We start from the raw sequence: 26,281 nt of genomic DNA, 5'->3' as shown, positions 1-26,281 counted from the left end.
CGCGCCGCTACGGTGATCCCGTGGGACGTCTCCGGCAATCCGTTCTGCATCCTGCCCGGGTCGTCCCGGTCGCGTTCTTCGCGGCGATCGTCGTGGGCACCGTGCTGCTCGCGCTGCCGTGGTCCACCCCGGGACCCGAGCGGACGCCGATCCTGACAGCAGCCTTCACCGCCGTCTCCGCGGTGTGCGTGACCGGACTCGCGACGGTCGACACCGCGACGTACTGGTCACCGTTCGGCCAGGGCGTGATCATGGCGCTGATCCAGGTCGGCGGCTTCGGGATCATGACCCTGGCGACCCTGCTCGGGCTGCTCGTCGGCGGCAAGCTGCGGTTGAAGTCGTCGCTGATCGCGCAGGCCGAGACGCACACGCTCAACATCGGCGACGTGCGCCACGTCATCGGCCGCATCGCCATCACCATCCTGGCGTTCGAGATCGCCTTCGCCACGATGCTGACGTTCCGCTTCCGGGCGGCCTACGACGACACCTGGGGCCAGGCCCTGTGGCACGGCGCGTTCCACTCCGTGTCGGCATTCAACAACGCCGGCTTCGCGCTCTACAGCGACAGCCTGATCGGCTTCGTCGACGACGCGTGGATCATCTTCCCGATCTGTGTGGCCGTCATCGCCGGCGGCATCGGCTTCCCCGTCCTGTTCGAGCTGCGCCGTCGCTGGCGCAGCCCCGATCGCTGGACAGTGCACACCCGGTTGACCGTGTACGGCACCGGCATCCTGCTCGTCGTCGGCACGGCCGCCTTCCTGGCCCTCGAGTGGACCAACGCCGGCACGCTCGGGCCGCTCGACACCTGGGGCAAGCTCGTCGGTGGCGTGACCGGTGGCGTCGTGCCCCGCACGGCCGGGTTCAACAGCGTCGACTACGGCCAGATCACCCCCGAGACGATGGCCGTCAACTACGTCCTGATGTTCATCGGCGGTGGCTCAGCGGGCACCGCCGGCGGCATCAAGGTCACCACGTTCTTCCTGCTGGCCTACGTCATCTGGTCCGAGGTCCGCGGTGAGCGCGACACCAACGTCGCCCACCGGCGCATCAGCAGCGAGACCATGCGCCAGGCGCTCACGGTCGCGCTGCTAGCCATCGCCGCGATCAGCACGGGCACGATGGTGATCCTGCTGTCCACGGACTACGCCCTCGACGTCGTGCTGTTCGAGTCGATCTCCGCCTTCGCCACGGTCGGTCTGTCCACCGGCATCACGCCCGACCTGCCGCCCGTGGCCGAGGTGACCCTCATGCTGTTGATGTTCGTCGGCCGCGTCGGCACCATCACCGTCGCCACCGCCCTGGCGCTGAAGACCCGTCACCGCCACTTCCACCTGCCCGAGGAGCGTCCCATTGTTGGCTAGGAACAAGCCGGACTCCGTGTCCGTCGTCGTCATCGGACTCGGCAGGTTCGGCACCGCCGTCGCCCAGTCGCTGGTCAACCTCGGCCAGGAGGTGCTCGCGGTCGACGAGAACCTCGCGCTGGTGGAGCGCTGGGCCGAGGAGCTGACCCACGTCGTGCAGGCCGACACCACGGACGATCAGGCGCTGCGCCAGCTCGGCATCAGCGACTTCGACCGGGCAGTCGTCGCCATCGGCACCGACATCGAGGCCAGCGTCCTGACTGTCCTCGCGCTCGCCGAGGCGGGCGTCCCCGACATCTGGGCCAAGGCCATCACCCGCAAGCACGGCGCGATCCTCGAGCGCGTCGGCGCCCACCACGTCGTCTATCCCGAGCACTCCATGGGCGAGCGGGTGGCGCACATGCTGACCGGCTCGATGATCGACTACATCGAGTTCGACGACCACTTCTCCATCGCTCGCGCGCACGCGCCCAAGGAGACCTGGGACAAGACCTTGGCGGAGTCCTCGCCCCGGACCCACCACGGCGTCACCATCGTCGGCGTGAAGCGGCTGGGCGAGGACTTCACCTATGCCCGGCCCGAGACGTCCGTCGCGCGCAACGACCAGCTGATCGTCTCCGGCCCGACGGACAAGGTCGAGAGGTTCTGCAACCTCAAGTAGTCACCGACCCGTCACCCCGACGCCCCTTCCCAGGGCCGCCGGGGTGCGCCATGCTCCCGATCATGAACCGTCATCTCGGGACGGGTCGAGCCCTCGCGCTCGCCCTCATCAGCGCACTCGTCGTCGTCCTCTCGCCGGTCGCACCGGCCACGGCCGCCACCCCGCTCACCGTCAGCCAGGCCATCGGTCAGCAGACCGGGGCGACGCAGACCGTTCGCGGCTACGTGGTCGGGCAGCCGACCGCGACCAACACGGTCGTGCGGTCGGACTTCCCCAACGACTACGCCCTCGCGATCGCCGACTCCGCCAGCCAGACGAGCACGTCGCAGATGCTCTACGTGCAGATCCCGTCGGCGTACCGCGCGCAATGGGGGCTGAAGACCAACCCCGGCCTGATGGGCAAGCAGATCGACGTGACGGGAGCGCTGTCGGCGTACTTCTCCCACCCCGGCATGACGGGCACCTCCGCCTTCGCGCTCGCCGGCGGCACCACCGAGCCGCCTCCGGGCGGCACGAGCCCGTGGGACAGCACCTACTACGCGCCGGCGATGGGCAAGACGGGTACGGCGCTGCGCACCTCGTTGCACGACATCATCGACGCCCACACCCAGCTGTCCTACGACCAGGTGTGGACCGCGCTCAAGGACACCGACCAGGACCCCGCCAACACCGCGAACGTGATCGAGCTCTACACCGGACGCTCCATCTCCAAGAGCAGCAACGGCGGCAACCTCGGGCAGTGGAACCGTGAGCACGTCTGGGCGCAGTCGCGCGGCGGCTTCACCACCAGCGCCGGGCCCGGCACCGACCTGCACCACATCCGCCCCGAGGACGTGGCCGTCAACTCCACCCGCGGCAACAAGGACTTCGACCTCGGCGGCTCGGCGGTGTCGGGGTGCACCGACTGCTGGACCGACGCCGACTCCTTCGAGCCGCGCGACGCCGTCAAGGGCGACGTGGCGCGGATGCTGCTCTACATGGCGATCCGCTACGAGGGCGGCGACGGCTTCAACAACCTCGAGATGAGCAGCACCGTCGGCTCCTCCTCGACCCTGATCGGCGACCTTGAGGTGCTGATCGCGTGGAACTCTGAGGACCCGGTGTCGACGTTCGAGATGCGTCGCAACGATCGCATCCACTCGACCTGGCAGGGCAACCGCAACCCGTTCATCGACCACCCCGAGTGGGCCACCGCGATCTGGAACTGACCCCCGGTGCGCGATGCTGGGTCCATGAGCGAGCGCAACGTCCTCGGTGGCGAGCTGGAGTCCTGCGGCACCGAACCCATGACCGGGTTCTACCGCGACGGCACGTGCACGGTCGGGCCGCAGGACGTCGGCCTGCACGCGATCTGCGCAGTCATGACCGAAGACTTCCTCGCCCACCAGCGCGAGGTCGGCAACGACCTGTCCACCCCGCGCCCCGAGTGGGGCTTCCCCGGCCTCGCGCCCGGTGATCGCTGGTGCGTGGTCGCCGTGCGCTGGCTCCAGGCGTACGACGCCGGGCGCGCCGCCCCCGTCGTCCTGGCTGCCACGTCCGTGCGGGCGCTCGACGTCGTCCCGCTCGAGGTGCTGCGGCGCCACTCCGTCGACGTACCGCCCGATCTGTCGGAGCTGACCTGACGACTCTGTTCAACAGGGTGGTTGGGGGTGTAGGGATGAAGCATGGCCGCGCTCGAAAGTGCCCAGCTGCTCGCGGAGCTCGAACCGACCGTGGCGGAGAACCTCGACCGACATCTCGCCATCGCCGACGAGTGGATGCCGCATGAATACGTGCCCTGGAGCCTCGGACGCGACTTCGCCGAGCTGGGTGGCGACCCGTGGGAGGTCGCGCAGTCGCAGCTGTCCCCGATCGCGCGGACGGCGCTCGAGGTCAACCTGCTGACGGAGGACAACCTGCCCAGCTACCACCGCGAGATCGACCGCGCCTTCGGCCGCGACAGCGCGTGGGGCACGTGGGTCAACCGCTGGACAGCGGAGGAGGGGCGGCACGCGTTCTGCATCCGCGACTACCTCCTCGTCACCCGCGGCGTCGACCCCGTCGAGCTCGAGCGGGCGCGGATGCAGACGATGGAGACGGGCTACGACACCGTCGACAAGCCGCTGCTCAACGTCTGCGCCTACGTCTCCTTCCAGGAGCTCGCGACCCGCGTCTCCCACCGCAACACCGGGCGCTACACCGAGGAGCCCATCGCGGAGAAGCTGCTGAGCAGGGTCGCCAAGGACGAGAACCTGCACATGATCTTCTACCGCAACATCGTCGCCGCGGCCCTCCAGGTCGCGCCGAGCCAGACGATGCGCGCGGTCACTGATGAGGTCCTCGACTTCCAGATGCCCGGCAACGTCATCCCCGGCTTCACCCGCAAGGCGGTCGCGATGGCCAAGGCCGGGATCTACGACCTGCGGATCCACCACGACGACATCGTCACTCCCCTGCTGCGGCAGTGGGGCGTGTGGGAGCTCGAGGGCCTCGACGCCGACGGGGAGGCAGCCCGCGACGAGCTCGCGCTGGCTGTCTCCGCGCTGGACACCGAGGCCTCCCGCTTCGTCGAGCGCCGTTCCGAGGCAGCGGCGAAGAAGGCGGCGCGGCAGTCGTCCTAGGCGCTCATCGGGGGCGGTGCCGCTCGAACGCGACGACCTGCTGGAAGGTCGGCCGGTTCTGCCAGTCGATGTCGCGCACCCCGACCGCGCCCGAGGTGGAGTGCCGGATGGCGTCGATCGACTTGTCGTAGGTCAGGTCGGCGACCTTCGAGACCCCCTGCGCGGCCAGCACTCGCGTGACGGCACCGCGCAGCGACGTACGCACGGTCTGGCGGCACTTCTTCAGGCTGCCGCGCCCGCAGTAGGCGAACGCGAGGTCCTCGCGCACGGTGCGGTCGCCGAGCAGCGTGCGGAGGTCCTTGTTGAGGTAGCTGTAGTAGGGCGGGTCCATCCACGCGGAGCCGGTGCCGGCCCGCGGGTGATCGTCGAGGTTGCCGGGCACGTCCCGAGCCAGCACGCCGAGCCGGTCGCCCATGACGTCGTAGGCCACGGACTCCTCGCCGTCCTCCCACCAGGTGTCGAAGAGCGCGATCGCCTGCTGGTGGGCGTAGGCGCCGTCGCGGTCGCGGTCGACGCGCGGGGCCCCAGCGCGCGCCCAGCGCTTGAGGGCCGCGCGCGCTTCGGTCGTACGGCGGTCCTTGCCGATCACCTTCAGCAGTGACGGCAGCACCGACGTGGCGCGGGTGTCCTGCGTCGCCGCGTCGGCCATGATCCCGACCGCGCGCGTCAGCGACACCTTGCGCGAGCCGCGGATGTCGCGGCGGACCTTGTCCTCGAGGGCGTCGGAGCGGTGCACCGAGCCCCAGCCCCAGATGTTGTCGGGCGCTCCCCACTTCGGCGACTGCCGGTTGTTCCAGCTGACGAGGTAGCCGCGCTCCGGGTTGATCTCGCGGACGTGGTCGTCGAAGCCGAGCCAGCCGCGCCAGTCGTAGCGGCGATCGCCCCAGCGCGGGAAGTCGAAGGCCGTGCCCTTCGCGCGCCGCGGCAGCCGCCCGGAGGCGAAGTAGGCGATGTCGCGGTTGTCGGCGTAGAACCAGTTGAAGGTGTAGTCGATGCCGTGGGCCGCGCGCTGGAAGGTCTTGGCGTCCTTGACGTAGTCGGGGTTGTTGAGCCGCGCGAAGCCGATCGCGGAGGCGACCTCGCGGCCGTAGGTGCTGCGCTGCGCGACGAGCGCGACGGGAACGCCGTCGACGGTGGTGCGCTCCTGCACGATGCCGTGACGGGTGCGGAGCACGAGGAAGGTGTAGGTCGCCGGCGCCCCCTGCCAGCCGGCGCTCGGGTGCACGGTCTCGCTCGGGGTGTTCCTGGTCATCGGCACGCACGTGCCGTCCACGAGGTAGCCCTCGGACTCGACGCTCGCCTTGCTGCCATCAACGTTGCAGAGGCGCTCCGCGACGGTGTCGACGTTGTCGAGGGACGCGCTGGTCGCCGACCAGGCGTAGTCGATCCCGCGACCGAGCTCGACCACGAGGTTGGTGCCGGCGAAGGAGACACCGCGGGCGTGCACGCCCGGCCCCATCAGCACCTGCTCGTTGAGCAGCTGCGGGGTGAAGTAGCCGGTCTGCGGACCGAAGACGACGACGGGCTTGCCCGTGGCCGACTCCTTCGCACCGATGAGCAGGGCGTTGCTCATCCCCTGCCGGAGCTCGCGCAGGCTGAAGCTGCCGCTCGGCAGGTCCATCCGCGGCTCGGCGCGCTCGACCTTCGCCTGGACGCGCTCGCGGGCGATCACCGTCCCCGAGCCGGGCCCTGTCTGCCCGCCCAGGTCGGGCAGCGCGACGCCGCGACGCTTGTCGCCGAGCGCCTCGCCGTCGCCGTACGCCGTCTTCACGCTCGCGCTGGTGGGTGCGTCGGCGTCGAGCTTGGTGCGCAGGTCGCGGTAGAGCGCGCGTCCCTTCAACTTGCCGAACTTCTTGGTGAGCTGCTGGAGGTACGCCGCGTTGTCGGCCTCGCCCCCGCCGCCGCGGCCGAAGATGCCGCCGACCAGCGAGGCGATGTAGATGACGTCGGCGCGGTCCCAGCTCTCGATCTGCTGGCCGAGGAGGGCGTACTCCACCGGGCAGGTGGGTGCCACGACCAGGCCGGCCGGGCAGAGCTTGTCCTGGCCGGCGTTGATGCCGGCGAGGTAGGCGTCGAGCCCGCCGACGAGGCGCTGCCCCTCGGCGCCGTACTCCCCCGCGATCTTGTCGATCTGCGCGGTCGCCTCCTCCTCGGTGTAGAAAGCCGCCTTGTGCTGCGCGGCGTCCATCGCGACGTTGCCCGGGGTCCCGCCGGCGAACTCCGCGAGCCGGCCGGAGCCGGTGTGGCGCAGCGCGTCCATCAGGAACATGCGGTCCATCGCCGCGGCATAGCCGGAGCCGAACATGACGTCGCCATAGGTCGTGCCGGTGATGTAGGGGACACCGAACTGGTCCCACTGGATCGCGACGCCGGCGCGCGGGCTCTCCTCGCGCACGACCTGCTCGGGGGTGAAGCCTGCGCTCTTGAAGAGCCCGCCGAGGTCCGTCTTGTCGAGGCTGTACGGCGCGTGGGTGGTCAGCTCGTCGTACATCTCGAGCTGGTCTGCGAAGTTGGGCGGCGCGTTCTTGCCCTCCTGGGCCTCGAGGCCGGGTCCGACCGTCAACAGGTCCGTCGCGTCGATCGTGCCGTTCTCGCCCGGCGGCAGGATGTTGCGGACGTAGCCGTAGTCGTCATCCTGCGCACTCGCGCTCGGTGGCAGCGTCGTGACCGCCAGCAGCGGGACCAGGGACAGGGCAAGGACACTCGACCAACGGCGCACGGCGACTCCTCATTCGGGGCTGTGCCGCCTCAACGACCGGGTGACTTCGCCGGTTACGAGTGCGGCGTTGCGGGGCCCTTCGCCGCGGCCACCGTGAGCAGCAGCTCCAGGCTCCTCACGCTCACGCCGGACTCGAGGTCGCGCAGGGAGATGGCGTCGGCCTTGCGGTCCAGGATGACCACCGGCACGATCGGGTTGCGTCCGGCTGCCTCGACGGCGGGCACGTCGTACCGCAGGATCGGCTGACCGATCTCGACGTCGTCCCCCTCGGCCGCATAGGAGCTGAATCCCTCACCCTTGAGCTGCACCGTGTCGATGCCGAGGTGCACCAGGACGCCGACTCCCTCGGGAGTCTGGACGGCGAAGGCGTGCGGCCAGAGCTTGAGGATCTTGCCCGAGACGGGCGCGACCACGTCGACGACCTCACGCGGCGGATCGATGGCCAGGCCGGGGCCGACCAGGCCCTTCGCGAACGTCGCGTCCGGAACCTCGGCGAGCGGGACCATCGTGCCGACGAGTGGCGAGAGGACCGTCACGCGTCCGGCCGCTGCAGTCGGGAGCGGTACCGCCGGTGCGGCCGCGGGCGCCGCCGCAGGGGCAACGACCGGTGCCGGTCCCTCGGCCAGGGCTGTCCGGATCTCGTCCTTGAGGACGTCCGCCTGGGTGCCGAAGACGGCCTGCACGTTGTTGCCCACCTCCATGACGCCCGCGGCTCCGAGCCCTCGCAGCGCTGCGGCGTCCACCGCGCCCTTGTCGGCCACCTCGATCCGCAGCCTCGTGATGCAGGCATCGACCGTCTTGAGGTTGTCGGGGCCACCGAAGGCGGCGATGAGCTGGTGGGCACGTGCCGTCGCCGCTCCGGGCACGGTGTCAGCGGTGGTGGCGTCGGCCGCGTCATCCGCGCCGTCCATCTCGGGGTCGCGTCCCGGGGTGAGCAGGTTCCAGCGGGTGATCGCGAAGCGGAACATCACGTAGTAGAGGACGAAGAACACCAGGCCCATCACGACCAGGAGCGGGATGTTCTTCGCAGCGGGGGCGGTGCCGTAGAGCAGCAGGTCGATCAGCCCGGCCGAGAACGAGAAGCCCAGGTGGATGTCGAGGGCATAGGCGATCGCCAGGGACAGGCCGGTGAGCACCGCGTGGATCACGTAGAGGGGGAAGGCGACGAACATGAACGCGAACTCGAGCGGCTCGGTGACACCGGTCAGGAAGGCGGTGATGGCGGCCGCGGACAGGATGCCGACCGCGAGCTTCTTCTGCGACTTGCGGGCGCTCTGGATCATCGCGAGCGCGGCGCCGGGCAGGCCGAACATCAGGACGGGGTAGAAGCCGGCGGTCAGACGACCAGCCTCGGGATCGCCGTTGGCGAAGCGGGTGAGCTCACCGGTGTACGTCGCCCCGTCGGCCGTGAAGTCGCCGTACAGGAACCAGATGTAGGTGTTGACGATGTGGTGCAGACCGAGCGGGATCATCATCCGGTTGACGAAGCCGTAGACGAACGCTCCGACCGCGCCGGCGCCGCCGATGAACTCCGCGATGCCGGTCAGTCCCATGTCGAAGAGGGGATAGAGGTAGCTCATCGCGAACGCGATCAGCAGGGCTGCCAGCGAGACGACGATGGGCACGAACCGACGGCCGCCGAAGAATCCGAGGTACGGCGGCAGCTGGATCGTGTGATAGCGATCGAACAGCCACGCCGTCACGATGCCGATGATGATCCCGGCGAAGACGCTGTAGTTGATCGTCGCCTGGTCGCCGGAGGGCGTGGTCTCGCCGGCCAGGACGATGGGCGACATCGCCGTGAAGACCTCGGCCATGACGAGGTAGCCGGCGACTGCCGAGAGCGCCGTCGAGCCGTCGGCCTTGCGGGCGAACCCGATGGCCACGCCCACGGCGAACAGCAGGGGCAGGTTGGCGAAGATGGCGCCGCCCGCCGCGCTCATGGCGTCGAAGAAGGGGCCGATGACGGGCTGGTCGTACTGCCCGAGCAGGTCGTCCTGACCGAGACGAAGCAGGATGCCGGCCGCGGGCAGCAACGCGATGGGCAACATCAGGCTCTTGCCGAGGCGCTGGAGCTGGGCGAATCCGGGGATGCGCAGCCCTCCTCGCCGGGAGGGTGCTCGGGTGGGGACGGCGGTTGACATCGGATCCTCCGGCGGCTGATAGATTGGTGTAGACCAATTGCACATTGGCATAGACCAATCCGGGCCGTCAAGAGGCGGGACGACGTCCGAGCGGAGGATTCTGTGAAGGTTCCGAAGTACTACCTCGTCAAACGGGAGATCCAGCGACTCATCGCCGACCTCCCGGTCGGGGCAGTCCTGCCCACCGAGCGCGAGCTGGCGGAGCAGCTGGAGACGTCGCGCACGACGGTACGAAAGGCCATCTCCGAGCTCGTCGTCAACGGCCGCCTCGAGCGCACGCAGGGCCGCGGCACGTTCGTGGCCCGACCCAAGCTGATGCAGCTGCGGCCCCTGACCTCCTTCTCCCAAGATCTCGCCGCCGAGGGCTGGCGGCCGGGGAGCAAGATGCTGGAGATCGACGTGATCGAGGCTGACGAGGAGCTCGCCCGCCACCTGCAGCTCACACCCGGCGCCCCGGTGCATCGCGTGACGCGACTGCGGACCCAGGAAGAAGAACCCATCGCCCTGGAGATCGCCCATCTGCCGGGACCTCTGCCAGGCCTGGCCGAGGAGATGGCCGCCCGCGGCTCGCTCTACCGCACCCTGGCCGAGGCCTACTTGATCGACCTCGATGCCGTCGAGGACACCGTCGAGACGACGCTGGCCGACCCCGAGACCGCGAACCTGCTCGGGATCGAGGTCGGGCTGCCGTTGTTGCTCGTGCACCGCACGGCTTGGGATGCGGGCGGCCGCCCCGTGGAGTGGACCCGCTCGCTGTTCCGCGGGGACCGGTTCCGGTTCGTCGCCAGACACAGGCTCCGCGACACCGAGCACCCGGCGTCGGCCGGTGCCACTCGGCCATAATGGGCCGATGAAGCTCGATGACGTCCTCGTCCTGGACGGCGGACTGTCCAATGCGCTCGAGGACCGCGGTCTCGATCTCTCCTCCGACCTCTGGACCGCACGCCTGCTCCTGGACGACCCCGCGCAGATCGCCGCCGTCCACCGTGACTACTACCTCGCCGGCGCCGACGTCGCGACGACCGCGAGCTACCAGGCGAGCGTCCCGAGCCTCGTTGCGGCCGGGCTGACGAAGCGCGAGGCCGAGCACACGATCGTCTCCAGCGTCTTGCTCGCGTGCGGGGTGCGTGACGAGATCGCTTCGCACACCGGGCGCCGGCTGCTGGTCGCGGCGTCCGTCGGTCCGTACGGCGCTGTGCTGGCCGACGGCTCGGAATACCGAGGTCGGTACGGCGTCTCGCCAGCCGCGCTCCGCGACTTCCACGGACCGCGGCTGGAGCTGCTGGCCTCGGCGGGCCCGGACCTGCTCGCGGTCGAGACCATCCCCGACGCCGACGAGGCGGAGGTGCTGGTGCCGCTCCTCGACGAGCTCGGCCTGCCTGCCTGGTTCTCCTACTCCGTCTCGGGAGATTCCACTCGCGCCGGCCAACCCCTTCGAGATGCCTACGCCGTCCTGGCCGACAGCACGAGCATCGTGGCTGCCGGGGTGAACTGCTCGGCGCCGTACGACGTGATGCAGGCCGTGACGGCGGCGGTCGCAGTCACGGGTCGTCCTGCTGTCGCCTACCCGAACCTCGGCGAGACCTGGGACAGCGAGTCGCACACGTGGAGTGGCGACGGGGTCTTCAACACCGCGCTCGCGGCCGACTGGGTCGCCGCTGGAGCGCGGCTGGTGGGCGGCTGCTGCCGGGTGGGACCGGACCACATCGCCCAGCTGGCGGGTGTGCTCAAGGAGCACGAGGCCGACCGTGATGTCGGCGGCGCAACGGATGTCCCTATTGGCGGTTGACCTGGTGTCGGCAGCCTGTGCCTCTGCGGTGGTCGGTGGGGGTGACGTCGGTGGTGCCGTCGGGGTCGCGGAGGAACTGTTGGCCGTGGGGGTCGGACCAGAGCCAGGTGCCCCTCTCGAGGGGCGTGTAGCGCCACCCGGCGTGGGTCTTGAGCTGGTGATGATGCCTGCAGAGCGGGGCGATGTTGCAGTCACACGACGCGCCACCCGTGGTGGGGTCGTCGTGGTCGAACGGGACGATGTGGTCGTGGTCGCAGGCCCGGGCGGCTCTGGTGCACCACGGGAAGACGCAGGTCCCGGCGATCAGGTCGGCCCGGATCCGGGTGCGGGTCTTGATCTGGTGCACGGACGTCTGGTCGTGGTCAGCAAGGTCCAGCACGGGCTGGACGACCAGGTGGGTGTCGGTCCGGCCGCACCAGTCACGCACGAGCTGGTCCAGGACCGCGCGGTCGCGGGTGAGATTGCGGGCCACCGGGTCCAGGCCGACGAGGTTGGTGTCGGTGATGTGCAGCACCAGCTCGGCCCGCTTGCCCGGGGCTGGGGCGTCGTCGCCAGACAGCAGGGCCAGCGCGGCGGCCGGGTCCGCGAGGATCCCGATCGCACGCGATCGGCGTACGTCGAGGGACTCCGCCGGCAGGCCCAGGGCCGCGTCCCTCGCGGCGATCGCGACCGCGACCCGGGACACGGTGACGTCGAAGTCGAACAGGTCCTTCCAATCCGCACGGATGGCCATGTCGGCGATCCCGGTGTGGTTGATCGAGGCCTCGTCGAGCCGCACGAACCGCCGGTCCAGGGCCTCGAGCTGGTCGGCCTCACGCTGCTCGGGATAGAGCCGCAGCATCGCCTCGTCGATCTTCTTCTCCAGCGCGACCTCACCGATCTTGTGCGCGAGGTGAGCGACGTGGGTGTCAATGTGGTCCGCCACATCACGCGGGCGACCCATGATCGAGCGCGCGAGCATCCGCGCCTTCGTCGGCTCGACCTGGCCCACGAGCACCCGGTCCCAGAGCCGGGGCAGGCGGTGTCGCACGATCAGCGCATCGCGGATCAGGCACGACGCGGCGTTGGTGGACCGCCCGATCGCGCCACCGAACGCCGCCGGCGCGTCCCACCGCACCGAGGGGATGAACGGATCGTCGAACCCGTCCGGGTCACCGACACAACCATTCGCGCAGCCGCCGCCGAAGTCCTCACCCGGCAGCCCCGTGGTCGGACAGCCGTGAATGCACGCACCACTCGTGGTCGCCTTCTCGTCGGGATGCGCATCGGCCCACTCCGCTGCCAGCACGAACACCCGCGTCTGCGCCGACCGCAACGTTGCGGTCGTCTCCCTCAGCTCCACGATCATCGCGGTCGGGGTGACGGTGTCGGTGGCCATGACCCATTCTCTCTCGAACATCTGTTCGAGTCAATGGGTGGCCGACATTCCATTCATGCGCTCACGGCCGCCCCTGAGGCCCGCTCCCACACGAGAAGGGGACCTGTGGGCTCCGGTGTCGGCCAAGCAACCTCACGCCGCATCGGCCAGCTGGTGTGCCAACCGAGACACACCTCGTCGGCAGGTGCGGCGAGGACCCGGGCCAGGTGCATGACCGCCCGCGAATCGGAAGCGACGAGCAGTGGAGTCAGCGCCTCGACGGTGCCGGGCTCGAGAACGGCGGCGGCCACCAACGGCGCCAGTGGCCGCGACCCCTCGTTGCACCGCTCGCAGGTGCAGTCGCTGTCACCGTCGCCCTCCACGTCGATCTCGCCGGCCAGCGCAGCGAGGACGAGCGCGGCGTCGTACTCCTGACCGTTGCCACCGGTGCCGACCTGGTCGGAGCTCAGGTCAGGGTCGGCAGGCTGGACCAGCTGTCGACGTACTCGTTGCGGCAGGTCGAACAGGAGGTCGAACTCGTGGAGCCGCGCCACGAGCTGGGACATGACCGCGCCCAGGGCGTCCGCGGCAGCCGTCGGCGACGGCATCCACCCACCCAGCCGGTCGGGAGGCACGCACAGGGGCGCGCTCTCGAAGAGAGCGACCCCGTCCGACTCGACGAGTCGCCCGATCACGCACTCGCCGTCGGCCAGCATCGCCGCCGCCCCCAAGTTGATCGTCTCGACCACCGCCCTCGTTGACAGGTCGAACCACAGGATCCGGTCCGCCTCTTCCATGAAGAGCTCGAAGCCACCCATCGGCGCGGAGACCCAGCGTTCGACGCCCGCCGCGCGTCCGAGCAACACCTTGCCGGCCCGGGTCCTGATGAACTCCGCGAGGCCGCCGTACTCATGCAGGACGAGCTGCCGGTAGACCCAGTCGTGGTCCATGACCTTCGACTGCGCATCGGTGTCGTCGACGCCCCACAACGTGCTGCGGCCGCCGCGGGTTGCGACCGCCACCTCCAGGGCACGGTTCGGGTTTCCCGGCGTTGCCTGGGCGGCCTGGGCCACCACCCACCTCGCCCAGACCCACGCCGGCGCCGCGTCCTCGAGGTCGACGATCTGCCTGAGCCTGCGGATCCGTGAGGGCCGCCACCACGGACGACCGTCCGGGCCGTTCGGCATCTCCTCGATCAGACGCAGCGCCTCGACGGCATCGCCGCGGGCCTCGACCGAGTCGACCTCGAGCATCCGTCTGAGCCATGGCGCGTTGACCAGGAACGGGTCTCGCCGGTCGACCTTCTCGACGGGTCGCGACGGTGTCGTACGGCGGGTGCGTCCCTTGCGGCGGTGGCGTGATGTGGGCATGGCCTCAGTCCAACCGGAACGCGTCGCCGGCACCAGACCCCTCGGGCGATCTGTGGACAAAGGCGACTGGGCCCAGGACCGTTTACACCCGCCCATCGCAGGCCTAGTGTCCCGAGATCAGCACCTTGACCTCGGAGGACCTCACAGCCATGTCGACAGACCAGTCGCTCGAACGCCGCACCATCCTCAAGACCGCCGCTGCCGCCTCGCTGGCCGGTCCCTTCGCAGGCCTGGTGGCCGCCGGCCCGGCCTCGGCCAAGACCACACCTCAGGCGGTCGCTCTCTTCCCTGTCCCCGACGAGCGCGACGGTGTCGTGCGCCTGCACGTGCCGGAGGGCTTCCGCTACCGCTCGTTCCACGACACCACGACTCCGGTGGTGCTGACCGACGGCACGACCCTGCCCGGTCGGCACGACGGGATGGGCGCCTTCCCCGGCCCCGACGGCACGGTGCTGCTGGTGCGCAACCACGAGGTCAACAACCCGGTACCGGCGGCGTTCGGCCCCGGCAATCCGTATGACTCGCGCGCGGGTGGCGGCACCACGACGATCCAGGTGACGCGCCGGGGCGAGGTGATCCGGTCCTTCACCAGCCTCAACGGCACGATGATGAACTGCTCGGGCGGCGAGATGCCCTGGGGCTCCTGGGTCACCTGCGAGGAGACGATCAACGGCCCGGACGTCGGCCCCGACTTCACCGGCACCTCCAACGTGTCGCTCACCAAGCCACATGGCTTCGTCTTCGAGGTGCCGGCCAGCGCGTTCCCGGGCGAGGGGCAGTCGTCGCGCCAGCCGATCCGATCGGCCGGGCGCTTCGCGCACGAGGCGGTGTCCTACGACCCGGAGAGCGGCTACCTCTACCTCACCGAGGACGACTTCGGCTTCGCCTCCGGCTTCTACCGCTACAAGCCCCCGACCGACCCGATGCTCGTCGGCCGGCTCGAGGACGGCGGGACGTTGGAGATGCTCAAGATCGTCGGGATCGACAACGCGCATCTCGAAGCGGCGCAGGTGCAGGGTGCGACGTACGAGACCGAATGGGTGCCGATCGCCGACCCGGCCCCCGACTTCCCCTACACGCCTGGCGAGACCGCGCCGACCAGCAACAACGAGGCGATCACCCACGTCGCACGGCAGGGCTGGGCCCAGGGTGCGGCCTACTTCTCCCGGCTCGAGGGACAGGTGTCACGTGCCGGGGTCGTCTACTTCACCTCGACGCAGGGCGGTGGTGAGGCCGAGACCGGCAACGAGAACCCCGCCGGCTACGGCCGCGGCTTCGGACAGGTGTGGGCCTACGAAACCGGCAGCGGGACCCTCCGTTGCGCCTTCCAGTCCTCCGGCCGGATGGTGCTCGACCTGCCGGACAACATCACCACTTCGCCCCGCGGCACGCTCGTCGTCTGCGAGGACAACACCGACAACAACTACATCCGCGGCCTGTCCAAGGAGGGCAACCTCTTCGACATCGCCCTGAACCCGACCAACGACGAGTTCGCCGGGTCGACCTTCAGCCAGGGCGGGCGGACGCTGTTCGTGAACATCCAGGCCAGTCGCGGGCGCACCTTCGCCATCTGGGGGCCGTGGCACGAGATCGGGGTCTGAGCCCGCCCAACAAATCGGCCGGCCGGCTACGCCTTCTCGCAGGCGATGCCGTCGTTGTCGCGGTCGAGGCCACCGTTGGCGGCATCGGCCGCTCGGTACAGCGCCGAGTCGCGACGGAAGGTCGTCACCGGCGTGCCGGATGTCTTGTCGCGAGCCTTGGCAAGACCGACACCGTGCGGAAGACGCTTGTTGACCGTCGTGCAGTTCGCCCACTTGGCGGGTACGGCGGCGGCGTCTGCGGCCACCGCCGTGAACGCGAGGCAGGGCAGCGACAGGGCTGCAGCGGCGGCAAGCTTCTTCTTCATGTGGTCCCCCAGGACGGCTGATGGGCCGTCTATCTGACGGCGACTCGAGTCTGCGTCGGGAACCAGGGCCGTGTCAGAGGAATCGCAGTCTTGGCGGGCTCAGCCGCCGTTTTTTACCTTCTCTTGTTTCCGTGGCCGTGGGGTTTTGGCTGGCGACTTCTCGACCGGGATTGGATGGGCGGTCGACGGCGCGAGCAGGGCCACGATTTCCTCCGACGCTCGCTGCATCGCTGAGGTGAACCACGTCGGCTGGGACAGGACCAGCGCAATCGTCGCGACGGCAGCGACCATTGCGCCCGCGCTTGGCTTCTTGCCACTCTTCCTGCGGCTCATGCGCACCGGCGAGGTGGTGCGAGGGCGAACCTGACGCTCGACTGTCCTGTGAGCCACGAGGGCGTCTTTCAGTTGAGCGAGGTCACCGGCCGACACAGGTTCGCGGCAAGCCGGCTGAGCGCGGAGCTGCGCCACGAGGTTCTGGCTGGAGCAGACCAGGACCTCTCCGAAACGCTCGGCGAACCAGTCATCGCGAACGAGGCAGAGCACGGGCCTCACGGCGGCTTCAGAAGATTCGGGGATGAGGCCAGCGACAGCGCTTGCCGCTTCCGCGACAGCTGCAACCTCCTTGGCCCGACTGCGCCCGTTCTGCCGCAGGATCCCTCCACGCGTTGCGACATCGCCACTCCAGTTCTTGGCGTCGATGACGAACGCACGTCCATTGCCGATTGCGACGTGATCGATGTTCGCGTACTTCCTACCCGGCCAGGCGAGGTCGTGAAGCACCGTCCAGCCGCTGGCCTCGAGTTCGGCTAGAGCGGAGGCGACAGCGACTTCCCCGTTTGCGCCGCGTTCCCAACGATCGGCTGATTCGATCAGTCGGGCAGCCTTCGCCCGCTGGCGGCTCGCTTGCTCACGCGCTGATTCCCCGGCCATGCCACTCTCCCGTTTTGCTATCCGCGCAGATCCAAACACAGCTCACGTTCAACTCGACGAGGAATCGAAAAAGCGCGACGGGCAACGTCTACCTTCCGATTCGTCGGTTCGAGGGAATGTCCGAGCTCAAGCTGGCAAGGTACGCAGCGTGCGCGAGGGCTTGTACGAACACGTGGTCACGGCCGGGCTCGAGCTATCCCTGGATTCGCTCCAGGGCTTTGAACCCGAGCTCGGCAAGGTCGACGACGCGGACCAGTCCCACGTGCTCACGCGGCACATCGCCAAGGCCCTGCATTCGCGGTTGGCCTCCATCAAAGATCCCGTCGCCCGGCTGGCGGCAGCCAATGCCGTGCTCGGCGCAATCGAAGCCGTCCCGGATCCCATGAGTGACCCGGTGCGAGAGCTGCGGGCGTTGCGACTCCCCGACGGCCCCGGTCGTACGCCGCGGCTCCGACACCGCCCCAAGACACCGCTCAACGACGCAGCGCTTTTGACGAACGCGCACGGCGAACCAAGCCTGGCTTCGGAACTACGCGCGGAGATCGACTCCGCCGACTCGATCGACCTGCTCTGTGCGTTCGTCATGTGGCACGGGCTGCGCCTCATCGAAGGCGAGCTCGCGACTGCGCGTGACGCGGGCATTCCGATTCGAGTCGTCACCACGACGTACATCGGCGGCACTCAACGCGAAGCGCTCGACCGTCTGGTCCGCGACTTCGGCGCCGAGGTCAAGGTGCAGTACGACGCGAAGCGAACTCGCCTCCATGCGAAGGCCTGGCTCTTCGGGAGGAACACGGGTTTCGACACCGCCTACGTCGGATCGTCGAACCTCACGACCTCCGCGATGCTCGAAGGCGTCGAATGGAACGTCCGACTCAGCACAGCAGCGACGCCGAGCTTGATGGACAAGTTCCGAGCCACCTTCGATGCCTACTGGAACAGCCCCGAGTTCGAGAGCTACGACCCCGACCGCGACGGGGACCGCCTCGACGATGCCCTCCTGGAAGCGAAGGGAGGCAAGGGTTCCGATCGCGTCACCATGAGCACCGTCGGACTCGAAGTCCGGGCCTACCCCTACCAACAGGAGATGCTCGACGCGCTTGAGGTTGAGCGAGTCCTCCACGACCGGCACCGCAATCTCGTGGTCGCGGCAACAGGCACCGGGAAGACCGTCATCGCAGCCCTCGACTACCGGCACCAGGTCGCCCAAGCCGGTGGCCGACCACCCAGTCTTCTGTTCGTTGCCCACCGTCGCGAGATCCTCGAGCAGTCCATGCGGGTGTATCGCGAGGTGCTGGCGGACGGCGACTTCGGCGAGTTGTACGTCGGCGGGCAGCGTCCGGAACGGTGGAAGCACGTCTTCGCCAGTGTTCAGTCGTTGACGTCGTACGGAGTTGCCAAGATCCCGCGAGACGCCTACGAGGTAGTCGTCATCGACGAGTTCCACCACGCTCAGGCGGCGACCTACCAGCGGATCCTCGAACACCTTCAGCCACGAGAACTGCTCGGGCTGACCGCAACGCCTGAACGCGCTGATGGCACGGATGTCCGGTCGTTCTTCGAGGGTCGAACGGCAGCAGAGCTCCGGCTCTGGGACGCCCTTGGGCAGGATCTCCTCTGCCCCTTCCACTACTTCGGCGTCGCCGACGGCACCGACCTGCGACAGATCGCGTGGAGTCGTGGACGGTACGACGAGGGTCAACTGGCCGACGTCTACACAGGCAACGACGCTCGCGCTCGAATCGTGCTGAGTCAGGTACGCGACAAGATTGTCAACGTCGGAGAGATGCGCGCGCTGGGCTTCTGCGTCAGCGTCGCCCATGCGGAGTACATGACCCGCGTCTTCAATGACGCAGGCATTCCTGCACGCACGGTCACGGGCGGAACTCCTGGCTCAGACCGGTCGGAGGCGTTGCGATTCCTGCGCTCGGCCGAGGTCAACGTGCTGTTCACGGTTGACGTCTTCAACGAAGGTCTCGACCTTCCTGACGTCGACACGGTGCTGTTCCTGCGCCCCACGGAAAGCGCGACGATCTTCATGCAGCAACTGGGCCGCGGACTGCGCCGGACGCAGCGCAAGGCGGTGCTGACGGTGCTCGACTTCGTCGGCTATCACCGCAAGGAGTTCAACTTCTCGAGCAAGTTCGCCGTGCTTACCGGCATCCACGGGAAGCACCTCGAGAAGGCGGTCGCGGAGGACTTCCCGTTCTTACCGTCTGGCTGTCAGGTGCGGTTGGACAAGCAGACGCAGGCGGTCGTGCTGGAGAACCTCAAGTCTCAGCTCGCAGGCAAGTGGAGCAAGATCGTCGGGCAACTCCGCGCCACGAAAGACGATTCTCTTGGGTCATTTCTGGAAACGTCAGGGCTCGAGCTCAGCGACGTCCTGCGGCAGGGCAGCCGCTCGTGGACCAAGCTTCGCCAGGACGCGGGACTCGACACGCTCCCCGGCGACGAGCACGAGGAAAAAATGCTTCGTCGCGTGCGCGCATTCACGCACGTCGACGACCCGCAGCGGGCAGATGCCTATAGGTCGCTATTGGCCGACGACGCCCACCGTTATGACGACCTGTCGCCAGAGGAACAGCGGCTCGCCCGGATGCTCTACTACTCGTTCTGGTACGACGGCGGCGGCTTCGCATCGGTCTCCGAAGGCTTCGATGCACTGCGCCGCGAAGCTGCAACGCGAGCTGAAGTCGCGAGCGTTGTCGACCTGAGCTTTGAGGACGCGCGACACGTCCCCTTCGCGCTGCCCGGACTTCTCGCCGATGTCCCACTCCAGGTCCACGCTCGCTACCAGCGCGAGGAGATCCTCCCCGCCCTCGACTTCCCGCGGCTGCCCAACAGTTTCCGGGAGGGCGTGTACTACTCGGCTCATCTCAACGTCGACGCCTTCTTCATCACGCTCAAGAAGTCCGAGGCCGACTACTCACCCACGACGATGTACGCCGACTACCCCATCTCACGCGACCTGTTCCACTGGGAGACACAGTCGACAACGTCAGTGAACTCACCCACGGGGCGGCGCTACCTCGATGGCTCGTCAACTGTGCTGCTGTTCGTCCGCCAGCAGCCGAGGGACGACTTCGGCACGTCGCCATATCTGTTCCTTGGGCCGGCGACCTACGTGTCGCACAGCGGAGATCGGCCAATCGCGATTACGTGGAAGCTCGAGACCCCGATGCCAACGGACTTCTTCAACCACGCCTCCGCGGTGGCGCAGTAGGGCACTCCGCCTCGAGTGCAGCTCTGCCGCAGCTCGTCAGCGATTCGGATCGCTCGGCACGGCTTCGCTCAGCCGACGCTCGCAGGTTCGGATGCGATGACAGTTCGCGCAGACCACCTCGCACTTCTCCATCTCCACCAGCACTTCGGGCCATGGCCGGATCTTGCCAATCAGGATTGCGATCGTGGCCACCTTCGGTCCGCGCACGTGATCCCAGTCGAGCCCTCGTGCCCAGCTCCGCCAACCACAGTCGGCGCAACCTCGACGAAGCTTGATGGCGTCGTTTTCGTCTTGCATATCGATCCGTCGCTGCCACGACGGTGGATTCCGATCAGCGCGCCGAGTCTTTGAGAAGCGCTGCTGATGCGTCACGCGTCGATGGCAGCGCGCACACCGCGGGTCGCACTTCGCGAGCTCTTCGCGGATGCGAGCGGCGGAGGCGCAGAGTGTCACCAGTCGACTCACGTGCCCGACCTTGACCTCGCCCTCGCGGTGGTCGGGGTCGATCGCCCGAATATCGGCGTAGCCGCAGTCGACACATCCTTGACTCTTCCAGTCGTCCACGATGCCTTGGAGACGAGCACGTGCTCTTCTGAGGTCCTCCTGCCCTTTCGTCTTCCGCCGCTCGACGGAGGCCAAAAGGCTTCGCCCTCGATATTCAGGGTCTGCCCAGCGACGCTTGTTGCGTTGGCGCGTGCGCTCGCGCTCCTCGGGGAGTTGGCGCTTCTCCGCCCACGCGGCACGGCAGATCGCCGATAGGCCGCTGTACCTGCGCGTCTCTTTGTTGAACGCCGACGCCGGATGCTCGGCCTCGCACCATGGACACCAGATCGGTGTGTCTGGCTCGATCTCGGCCGCGGCCGGTCGCATACGTCGCCGTTTCCTAGGTAGCGGTGGGTCGGTCATTTTCGAACTGCACTTTCCCGACCCCGCGTTTGTCTTGCGATCTTTTCTAGCAGTGCCCACCGACAGCGAAACGGCCCCGACACCGTGAGGGGTGTCGAGACCGTTTCGCTATTCAATCAATCAGCTGCAGCCGCTGGTGCTTCCGCACCCTTCGCAGACGTAGCACGAGCCAGCGGGGCGCATCTTCGTCCCGCAGGTCATGCAGAGCGGGCTGTCCACGGCCGTGCCGGTGAGCTTCTCGAAGAGCTCGGCGGAGGTGTGGACACCGGAGGGCGCCTCGATGGTCGCCTTGGTTTCGACACGGCCTCGTTCCTCGCCCTGCTCAACCAGCGGTTCGGCGTCCTCGACCACGACGTCCTCGACCGAGACGAGCTCGGAGGCCGAGCCGGTCTCCTCGACGATCGGCTCGTAGGAACCGGTCTCGAGCTGGCGCTGACGCTCCTCGGCAGAGTAGATGCCGAGGCCGGCGCGGTCCTCGAAGGACATGTAGTCCAGGGCCAGACGGCGCCAGACGTAGTCCATCAGCGACTGCGCCATACGGACGTCCGGGTCGTCGGTCAGGCCGGCAGGCTCGAAGCGCAGGTTGGTGAACTTCGAGACGTAGGTCTCCAGCGGGACGCCGTACTGCAGGCCGATCGAGACGGCGATGGAGAAGGCGTCCATGACACCGGCCAGGGTCGAGCCCTGCTTGCCGAGCTTGAGGAAGACCTCGCCCAGCTCGCCGTCGTCGTGCGCACCGGAGGTCATGTAGCCCTCGGCGCCGCCGACCGTGAAGCTCGTCGTGCGCGAGACGCGCGACTTCGGGAGGCGCTTGCGGGTGGGGGCGTAGACGACCTTCTCGATGACCTTGGTCGCCTCGGCGACGTCGTCGCCCTCGACGTGCTGGCCCTGGTCGCGCTTGGCCTGGTCCGACTTGCCGTCGGAGAGCGGCTGGCCGACCTTGCAGGAATCGCGGTAGATCGCGGTCGCCTTGAGACCGAGCTTCCAGGACTGCATGTAGACGTCCTCGACCTCTTCGACCGTGGCGGTCTCCGGGAGGTTGACGGTCTTGGAGATCGCGCCGGAGAGGAACGGCTGGCAGGCCGCCATCATCCGCACGTGGCCCATCGGCTTGAGCGAGCGGGCGCCCATCGCGGTGTCGAAGACCTCGTAGTGCTCCTGCTTGAGGCCGGGTGCATCGATGACGTGACCGTTCTCGCCGATGAAGGCGACGATGGCCTCGACCTGCTCGGGCTGGTAGCCCATCTTCTCGAGGGCACGCGGGATCGTCTGGTTGACGATCTGCATCGAGCCGCCCCCGACGAGCTTCTTGAACTTCACCAGCGAGAAGTCGGGCTCGATGCCGGTCGTGTCGCAGTCCATCATGAAGCCGATGGTGCCGGTCGGCGCGAGCACCGAGGCCTGCGCGTTGCGGAAGCCGTTCTTCTCACCCGTGGCGATGACGTCGGCCCAGGCCGCCGTCGCGAGCTTGAGCACACGGCTGTCCTCGGTGTGCAGGACGCGCACCACGTCGTTGGCGGCCTGGTGCTTGCGCATGACCCGCTTGTGGGCCTCCGCGTTGCGCTGGTAGCCGGCGTAGGGACCGACGATCCCGGCGAGCTCGGCGCTGCGCTTGTACGACGTGCCCGTCATCAGCGAGGTGATGGCAGCCGCCATCGAGCGACCGCCGTCGGAGTCGTAGCCCAGGCCCATGGCCATCAGCAGCGCGCCGAGGTTGGCGTAGCCGATGCCGAGCTGGCGGTAGTCGCGGGTCGTCTGGGCGATCGGCTCGGTCGGGAAGTCGGCGAAGCAGATCGAGATGTCCATCGCGGTGATGATGAACTCGACGGCCTTCGCGAAGAGGGCGGCGTCGAACGTGTCGTCCTCCTTCAGGAACTTCAGGAGGTTGAGCGAGGCCAGGTTGCACGACGAGTTGTCGAGCGACATGTATTCCGAGCACGGGTTGGACGCGGTGATGCGGCCCGTCTCCGGGTTGGTGTGCCAGTCGTTGATCGTGTCGTCGTACTGCAGACCCGGGTCGGCGCAGGCCCAGGCGGCCTCGCTGATCTTGGTGAAGAGCTCACGGGCGTCGACGCGCTCGATGACCTCGCCGGTGCCGCGGGCACGCAGGCCGAAGTCGGTGCCGTCCTCGACTGCACGCATGAACTCGTCGGTCACGCGGACCGAGTTGTTGGCGTTCTGGTACTGCACGGACGTGATGTCCTTGCCGCCGAGGTCCATGTCGAAGCCGGCGTCGCGCAGGGCGCGGATCTTGTCCTCTTCGTTCTTCTTCGTCTCGACGAACTCCTCGATGTCGGGGTGGTCGACGTCGAGGACGACCATCTTGGCCGCGCGACGCGTGGCGCCGCCCGACTTGATGGTGCCGGCGGACGCGTCGGCGCCGCGCATGAAGGAGACGGGGCCGCTCGCCGTACCGCCGCTCGAGAGCAGCTCCTTGGACGAACGGATGCGGGAGAGGTTGAGGCCGGCACCGGAGCCGCCCTTGAAGATGAAGCCCTCTTCCTTGTACCAGTTGAGGATCGAGTCCATCGAGTCGTCGACGGAGAGGATGAAGCACGCGGAGACCTGCTGCGGGGAGGGCGTGCCGACGTTGAACCAGACCGGGGAGTTGAAGGAGAAGTACTGGTTGACCAGCAGCCACGTCAGCTCGTGCTCGAAGATCTCGGCGTCGCCGGTGGACTTGAAGTAGCCGTTGTCGATGCCGGCCTTCGTGTAGGTCTTCACGACCCGGTCGATGAGCTGCTTGAGGCTCCACTCACGCACGTCGGTGCCGACCGCGCCACGGAAGTACTTCGTGGTGACGATGGTCGAGGCGTTGACGCTCCAGAAGTCGGGGAACTCCACGCCGCGCTGCTCGAAGACGGCCTCGCCGGTCTTCCAGTTGGTCTGGACGACGTCGCGACGCTCCCAGTTGATCGCGTCGTAGGGGTGCGTGCCCTCCGTGCTGAAGACGCGCTCCAGCGTGAGGCCGGCCCCGGTGACATGCGTCTCGGTCATGGGTTCTCCTTCGAATCCGTCTGGATCGGTCGTTGGTGCTTCATCTGTTGGTATGCCCGGCACGCGGCTTCCCCACCACGTGCCGGGCAGTCTGGGTCAGCCAGTCGTGACTGGCTGGGTGAGGCGGCGCTCGGTGCGCAGCATCTCGATCTCGTTCTCGAAGTCCTCCGCCGAGGCGAAGGCGCGGTAGACGCTGGCGAAGCGGAGGTAGGCGACCTCGTCGAGCTCGCGCAGCGGGCTCAGGATCGCCAGGCCGACCTCGTTGGCGTTGATCTCGGCCTGGCCGGAGAGGCGCAGTGCGTCCTCCACGGCCTGGCCCAGGCAGGCCAGCTGGTCCTCGGTGACCGGGCGGCCCTTGCAGGCCTTGCGGACACCGGCGATGGCCTTGTCACGGTTGAACGGCTCGCTCGCACCACTGCGCTTGAGCACCATCAGCTGCATCTGCTCGACGGTCGTGAAGCGCTTCTCGCAGGCAGCGCACACCCGGCGGCGCCGGATCGACGAGCCGTCGTCGGCGACGCGGGAGTCCAGCACGCGGGTGTCGGTCTTGCGGCAGTAGGGACAGTGCATCGCGAGACCTCCTTCCGAGGCTGTGTGGTCGACTGCAGGCGCGCCGAAAACACCCTCTCTAGGGTGTCAACGCATGTGGAGCAGTGGATGTTTCCTGTGGAGAACGGAGCCGAAGCTGTGCAATCAGGGCCGGCTCTTGTGAACTAGATGTGGAAAACCACACCGGTGTAACTACTAGATGTAGTGGTAACCGTACGTCGCGTCCCCAGGGGTTGGCAAGCGGCGATCCCGGCGATCTTCTGGCTCCGTGGCGCGGGCGCGCAAAACCGCAGGTCAGTGGCTCCTGGGGCTCCTGAGACGGGTCCAGACCACGGCGTGTCGAGCCGGCGCCGTACCCCAAAGCGACCACGCGGTTGGGTGTGATCAGCCACAATGACCCCGTGGCTACGGGTAAGCGGGCAGGATCGCGTCGAAGTACGAAGCCGTCGACGTCGTTCAACCGGCCGGCGCTCATGTTCGCCCTCGCCATCACCGGCTGCCTGGTCGCGTGGGGCTATCTCGTCTATCTCGCCATCGATTTCGGTACGTCGGGGCGCGCGGGTGACTCCAGCGCGTGGGCGTTCCTCGCGCTGGCGTCGCTGGGTGCCGTGGCCTGCCTGTTCGCGGGCCTGCTCTTCGTGTCGCGCCTCCTGCGCGCGCTCGGGATCACGAAGGATCCCGCCGAGGCAGAGGCCACAGCACCTGCGCCCACGCCCGTCGCCTCGCGCCCGACCGGTGGGCGTCGCGCCGCGCGTTAGCGGCTGCGGAAGAACTTCACCGAGTAAATCTCTCGATGACCGGAGATGCCGTCGATGGTGATGTCCTCGACCATGACGCGCGCCTTCCCGACGGGGTCGGTCGGCCAGTAGTCGGGCATCTCCCACACGAGCGTCGGCTTGCCCGGGGAGGTCTCGGGCTCGTGCACGGTGATGCCCTTGACCCACTTCTGGGCGAACTTCACCCGCACCGTCGCATCGGAGAAGTCGGCGCCGTCGTCGCCACTGGACAGCGACCACCTGCCGCGCGGGTCGAGCCGGCTCGGGAACCACCCGGCGGCCGGCCAGCTGACCCATTCCGGGTTGGGCGCAGCATCGTTGAAGGGCTGGCCGAACAGGTAGGACACGTTCGCCGTCGCCGTACCCCCGATGCCGATCGCCGTCAGGTAGGGGTAGAGGAACCAGCGCCGGTGGCCGACCTCGTGGTTGATGTTGCCCCAGTCGTCGAGGTAGGACTCGATCTTGGCGGCGTTGGACTCACCACGCACGCCTTGGTAGAGGTTGGACAGGCCCGCCGCGTCGTAGCCCAGCTGCGACCAGCACGGCCACGACTTCGGCGGGTAGTGGTTGACGGCGTTCTTCGCGGTCATCATGATCGCCGCCGCCTGCGCCTCCTCGACCGAGTCGGAGTCGAGCGCGAGCGGCGTGAGCCCGGCGAGCAGACGCGCGAAGTTGATCGCGCCGAGCTGCTTGTTGGTCGAGCCGCCCGAGAGCCGGCCCGACTGGCAGGTCCGGACGTCGCCGCCCACCCACTCCGGGCGCTGGGCGTCGGCACTTCGCCACAGCTGCCGGTACACCGCCTGCACCTCAGCCTTGTCCCTGGTGTCGATCGCCATCGCGGCGCGCGAGGTGACCGGGCTGCTGACCTCTGACTCGGAACGGGGCTGCGGCTCGTGCGGGACCCGCGCATCCGCACCCGGCACCAGGCCCGCTGCGACGAGCAACGGGACCACTGCCGCGGCGATGTGACGTAGGCGCATCCTGTGTCCTTCC

Annotated in this window: 20 protein-coding genes; 10 read left to right on the top strand and 10 right to left on the bottom strand. The window is 68.2% G+C overall.

Annotated elements, in window-relative coordinates:
* The first annotated feature begins 20 nt into the window (after positions 1 to 20).
* The 5 genes from C9J87_RS01965 to C9J87_RS01945 all read left to right on the top strand — a co-directional run bounded on the left by C9J87_RS01965 (position 21) and on the right by C9J87_RS01945 (position 4,622).
* Positions 21 to 1,361: a TrkH family potassium uptake protein gene (locus C9J87_RS01965; RefSeq protein WP_036493358.1), complete on the top strand. Its 1,341-nt coding sequence runs from the start codon at positions 21 to 23 to the stop codon at positions 1,359 to 1,361.
* A 16-nt stretch (positions 1,362 to 1,377) separates the two neighbouring features.
* The gene (locus tag C9J87_RS01960; RefSeq protein ID WP_010834087.1) at positions 1,378 to 2,022 is read left to right on the top strand and encodes a potassium channel family protein; all 645 of its coding nucleotides are present in this window, start codon (positions 1,378 to 1,380) and stop codon (positions 2,020 to 2,022) included.
* Between the two features lie 62 nt (positions 2,023 to 2,084).
* Positions 2,085 to 3,230, top strand: coding sequence for an endonuclease (locus C9J87_RS01955; RefSeq protein ID WP_232819806.1), 1,146 nt, complete (start codon positions 2,085 to 2,087; stop codon positions 3,228 to 3,230).
* 24 nt (positions 3,231 to 3,254) lie between these two features.
* The gene (locus C9J87_RS01950; protein ID WP_010834089.1) at positions 3,255 to 3,644 is read left to right on the top strand and encodes a DUF2237 family protein; all 390 of its coding nucleotides are present in this window, start codon (positions 3,255 to 3,257) and stop codon (positions 3,642 to 3,644) included.
* Positions 3,645 to 3,686: 42 nt separating this feature from the next.
* Positions 3,687 to 4,622 (top strand): acyl-ACP desaturase, encoded by a 936-nt coding sequence (locus C9J87_RS01945; RefSeq protein WP_010834090.1) that lies wholly within the window; start codon positions 3,687 to 3,689, stop codon positions 4,620 to 4,622.
* A 4-nt stretch (positions 4,623 to 4,626) separates the two neighbouring features.
* Here C9J87_RS01945 and C9J87_RS01940 read toward each other — a convergent pair whose 3' ends face one another.
* The gene (locus C9J87_RS01940; protein ID WP_107704578.1) at positions 4,627 to 7,341 is read right to left on the bottom strand and encodes a penicillin acylase family protein; all 2,715 of its coding nucleotides are present in this window, start codon (positions 7,339 to 7,341) and stop codon (positions 4,627 to 4,629) included.
* Positions 7,342 to 7,394: 53 nt separating this feature from the next.
* Positions 7,395 to 9,485, bottom strand: coding sequence for a glucose PTS transporter subunit IIA (locus C9J87_RS01935; RefSeq protein ID WP_107704577.1), 2,091 nt, complete (start codon positions 9,483 to 9,485; stop codon positions 7,395 to 7,397).
* Between the two features lie 102 nt (positions 9,486 to 9,587).
* Here C9J87_RS01935 and C9J87_RS01930 point away from each other — a divergent pair, with 102 nt between their 5' ends.
* Both C9J87_RS01930 and mmuM read left to right on the top strand, forming a co-directional pair.
* On the top strand, positions 9,588 to 10,328 hold the full coding sequence (locus C9J87_RS01930; protein ID WP_010834093.1) for a GntR family transcriptional regulator: 741 nt from the start codon (positions 9,588 to 9,590) through the stop codon (positions 10,326 to 10,328).
* A 7-nt stretch (positions 10,329 to 10,335) separates the two neighbouring features.
* Complete coding sequence (gene mmuM / locus C9J87_RS01925) at positions 10,336 to 11,274, top strand: homocysteine S-methyltransferase (RefSeq protein WP_010834094.1); 939 nt, start codon at positions 10,336 to 10,338, stop codon at positions 11,272 to 11,274.
* Here the strand turns inward: mmuM and C9J87_RS01920 are convergent.
* Positions 11,261 to 12,652: an HNH endonuclease signature motif containing protein gene (locus tag C9J87_RS01920; protein ID WP_107704576.1), complete on the bottom strand. Its 1,392-nt coding sequence runs from the start codon at positions 12,650 to 12,652 to the stop codon at positions 11,261 to 11,263. The genes mmuM and C9J87_RS01920 overlap by 14 nt on opposite strands.
* 53 nt (positions 12,653 to 12,705) lie before the next feature.
* On the bottom strand, positions 12,706 to 14,001 hold the full coding sequence (locus C9J87_RS01915) for a hypothetical protein (protein ID WP_156887275.1): 1,296 nt from the start codon (positions 13,999 to 14,001) through the stop codon (positions 12,706 to 12,708).
* 149 nt (positions 14,002 to 14,150) lie between these two features.
* On the opposite strand from C9J87_RS01915, the gene C9J87_RS01910 reads away from it, so the two are divergent.
* The gene (locus C9J87_RS01910) at positions 14,151 to 15,602 is read left to right on the top strand and encodes a PhoX family protein (RefSeq protein WP_010834720.1); all 1,452 of its coding nucleotides are present in this window, start codon (positions 14,151 to 14,153) and stop codon (positions 15,600 to 15,602) included.
* Between the two features lie 26 nt (positions 15,603 to 15,628).
* Here C9J87_RS01910 and C9J87_RS01905 read toward each other — a convergent pair whose 3' ends face one another.
* Positions 15,629 to 15,907 carry an excalibur calcium-binding domain-containing protein gene (locus C9J87_RS01905; RefSeq protein WP_010834721.1) on the bottom strand — a complete coding sequence of 93 codons (279 nt, stop codon included), beginning with the start codon at positions 15,905 to 15,907 and terminating at the stop codon, positions 15,629 to 15,631.
* Positions 15,908 to 16,006: 99 nt separating this feature from the next.
* Positions 16,007 to 16,837, bottom strand: coding sequence for a nuclease-related domain-containing protein (locus C9J87_RS01900; protein WP_084622946.1), 831 nt, complete (start codon positions 16,835 to 16,837; stop codon positions 16,007 to 16,009).
* Between the two features lie 148 nt (positions 16,838 to 16,985).
* Here C9J87_RS01900 and C9J87_RS01895 point away from each other — a divergent pair, with 148 nt between their 5' ends.
* Entirely contained in the window at positions 16,986 to 20,060 is a 3,075-nt protein-coding gene (locus tag C9J87_RS01895) for a DUF3427 domain-containing protein (protein ID WP_232819805.1), read from the top strand.
* A 36-nt stretch (positions 20,061 to 20,096) separates the two neighbouring features.
* On the opposite strand, the gene C9J87_RS19560 is transcribed toward C9J87_RS01895, so the two are convergent.
* The 3 genes from C9J87_RS19560 to nrdR form a co-directional block, all read right to left on the bottom strand.
* On the bottom strand, positions 20,097 to 20,966 hold the full coding sequence (locus C9J87_RS19560) for a hypothetical protein (RefSeq protein WP_156887274.1): 870 nt from the start codon (positions 20,964 to 20,966) through the stop codon (positions 20,097 to 20,099).
* A 120-nt stretch (positions 20,967 to 21,086) separates the two neighbouring features.
* Positions 21,087 to 23,963, bottom strand: a complete 2,877-nt coding sequence (locus C9J87_RS01890) for a vitamin B12-dependent ribonucleotide reductase (RefSeq protein WP_107704574.1) — start codon at positions 23,961 to 23,963, stop codon at positions 21,087 to 21,089.
* Positions 23,964 to 24,059: 96 nt separating this feature from the next.
* Positions 24,060 to 24,533: a transcriptional regulator NrdR gene (gene nrdR, locus C9J87_RS01885; RefSeq protein ID WP_010834682.1), complete on the bottom strand. Its 474-nt coding sequence runs from the start codon at positions 24,531 to 24,533 to the stop codon at positions 24,060 to 24,062.
* Between the two features lie 380 nt (positions 24,534 to 24,913).
* Between nrdR and C9J87_RS01880 the strand changes: the two genes are divergently transcribed.
* Entirely contained in the window at positions 24,914 to 25,270 is a 357-nt protein-coding gene (locus tag C9J87_RS01880) for a hypothetical protein (RefSeq protein ID WP_157953086.1), read from the top strand.
* On the opposite strand, the gene C9J87_RS01875 is transcribed toward C9J87_RS01880, so the two are convergent.
* On the bottom strand, positions 25,267 to 26,268 hold the full coding sequence (locus tag C9J87_RS01875; protein WP_107704573.1) for a CAP domain-containing protein: 1,002 nt from the start codon (positions 26,266 to 26,268) through the stop codon (positions 25,267 to 25,269). The two genes, C9J87_RS01880 and C9J87_RS01875, sit on opposite strands and share 4 nt — an antisense overlap.
* Positions 26,269 to 26,281: the final 13 nt, after the last annotated feature.

This window comes from Nocardioides allogilvus, assembly GCF_003047285.1.
Lineage (GTDB): Bacteria > Actinomycetota > Actinomycetes > Propionibacteriales > Nocardioidaceae > Nocardioides > Nocardioides allogilvus.
The sequence above is the reverse complement of the archived record's forward strand: the minus strand, read 5'-3'. Positions and strand labels throughout refer to the sequence as shown.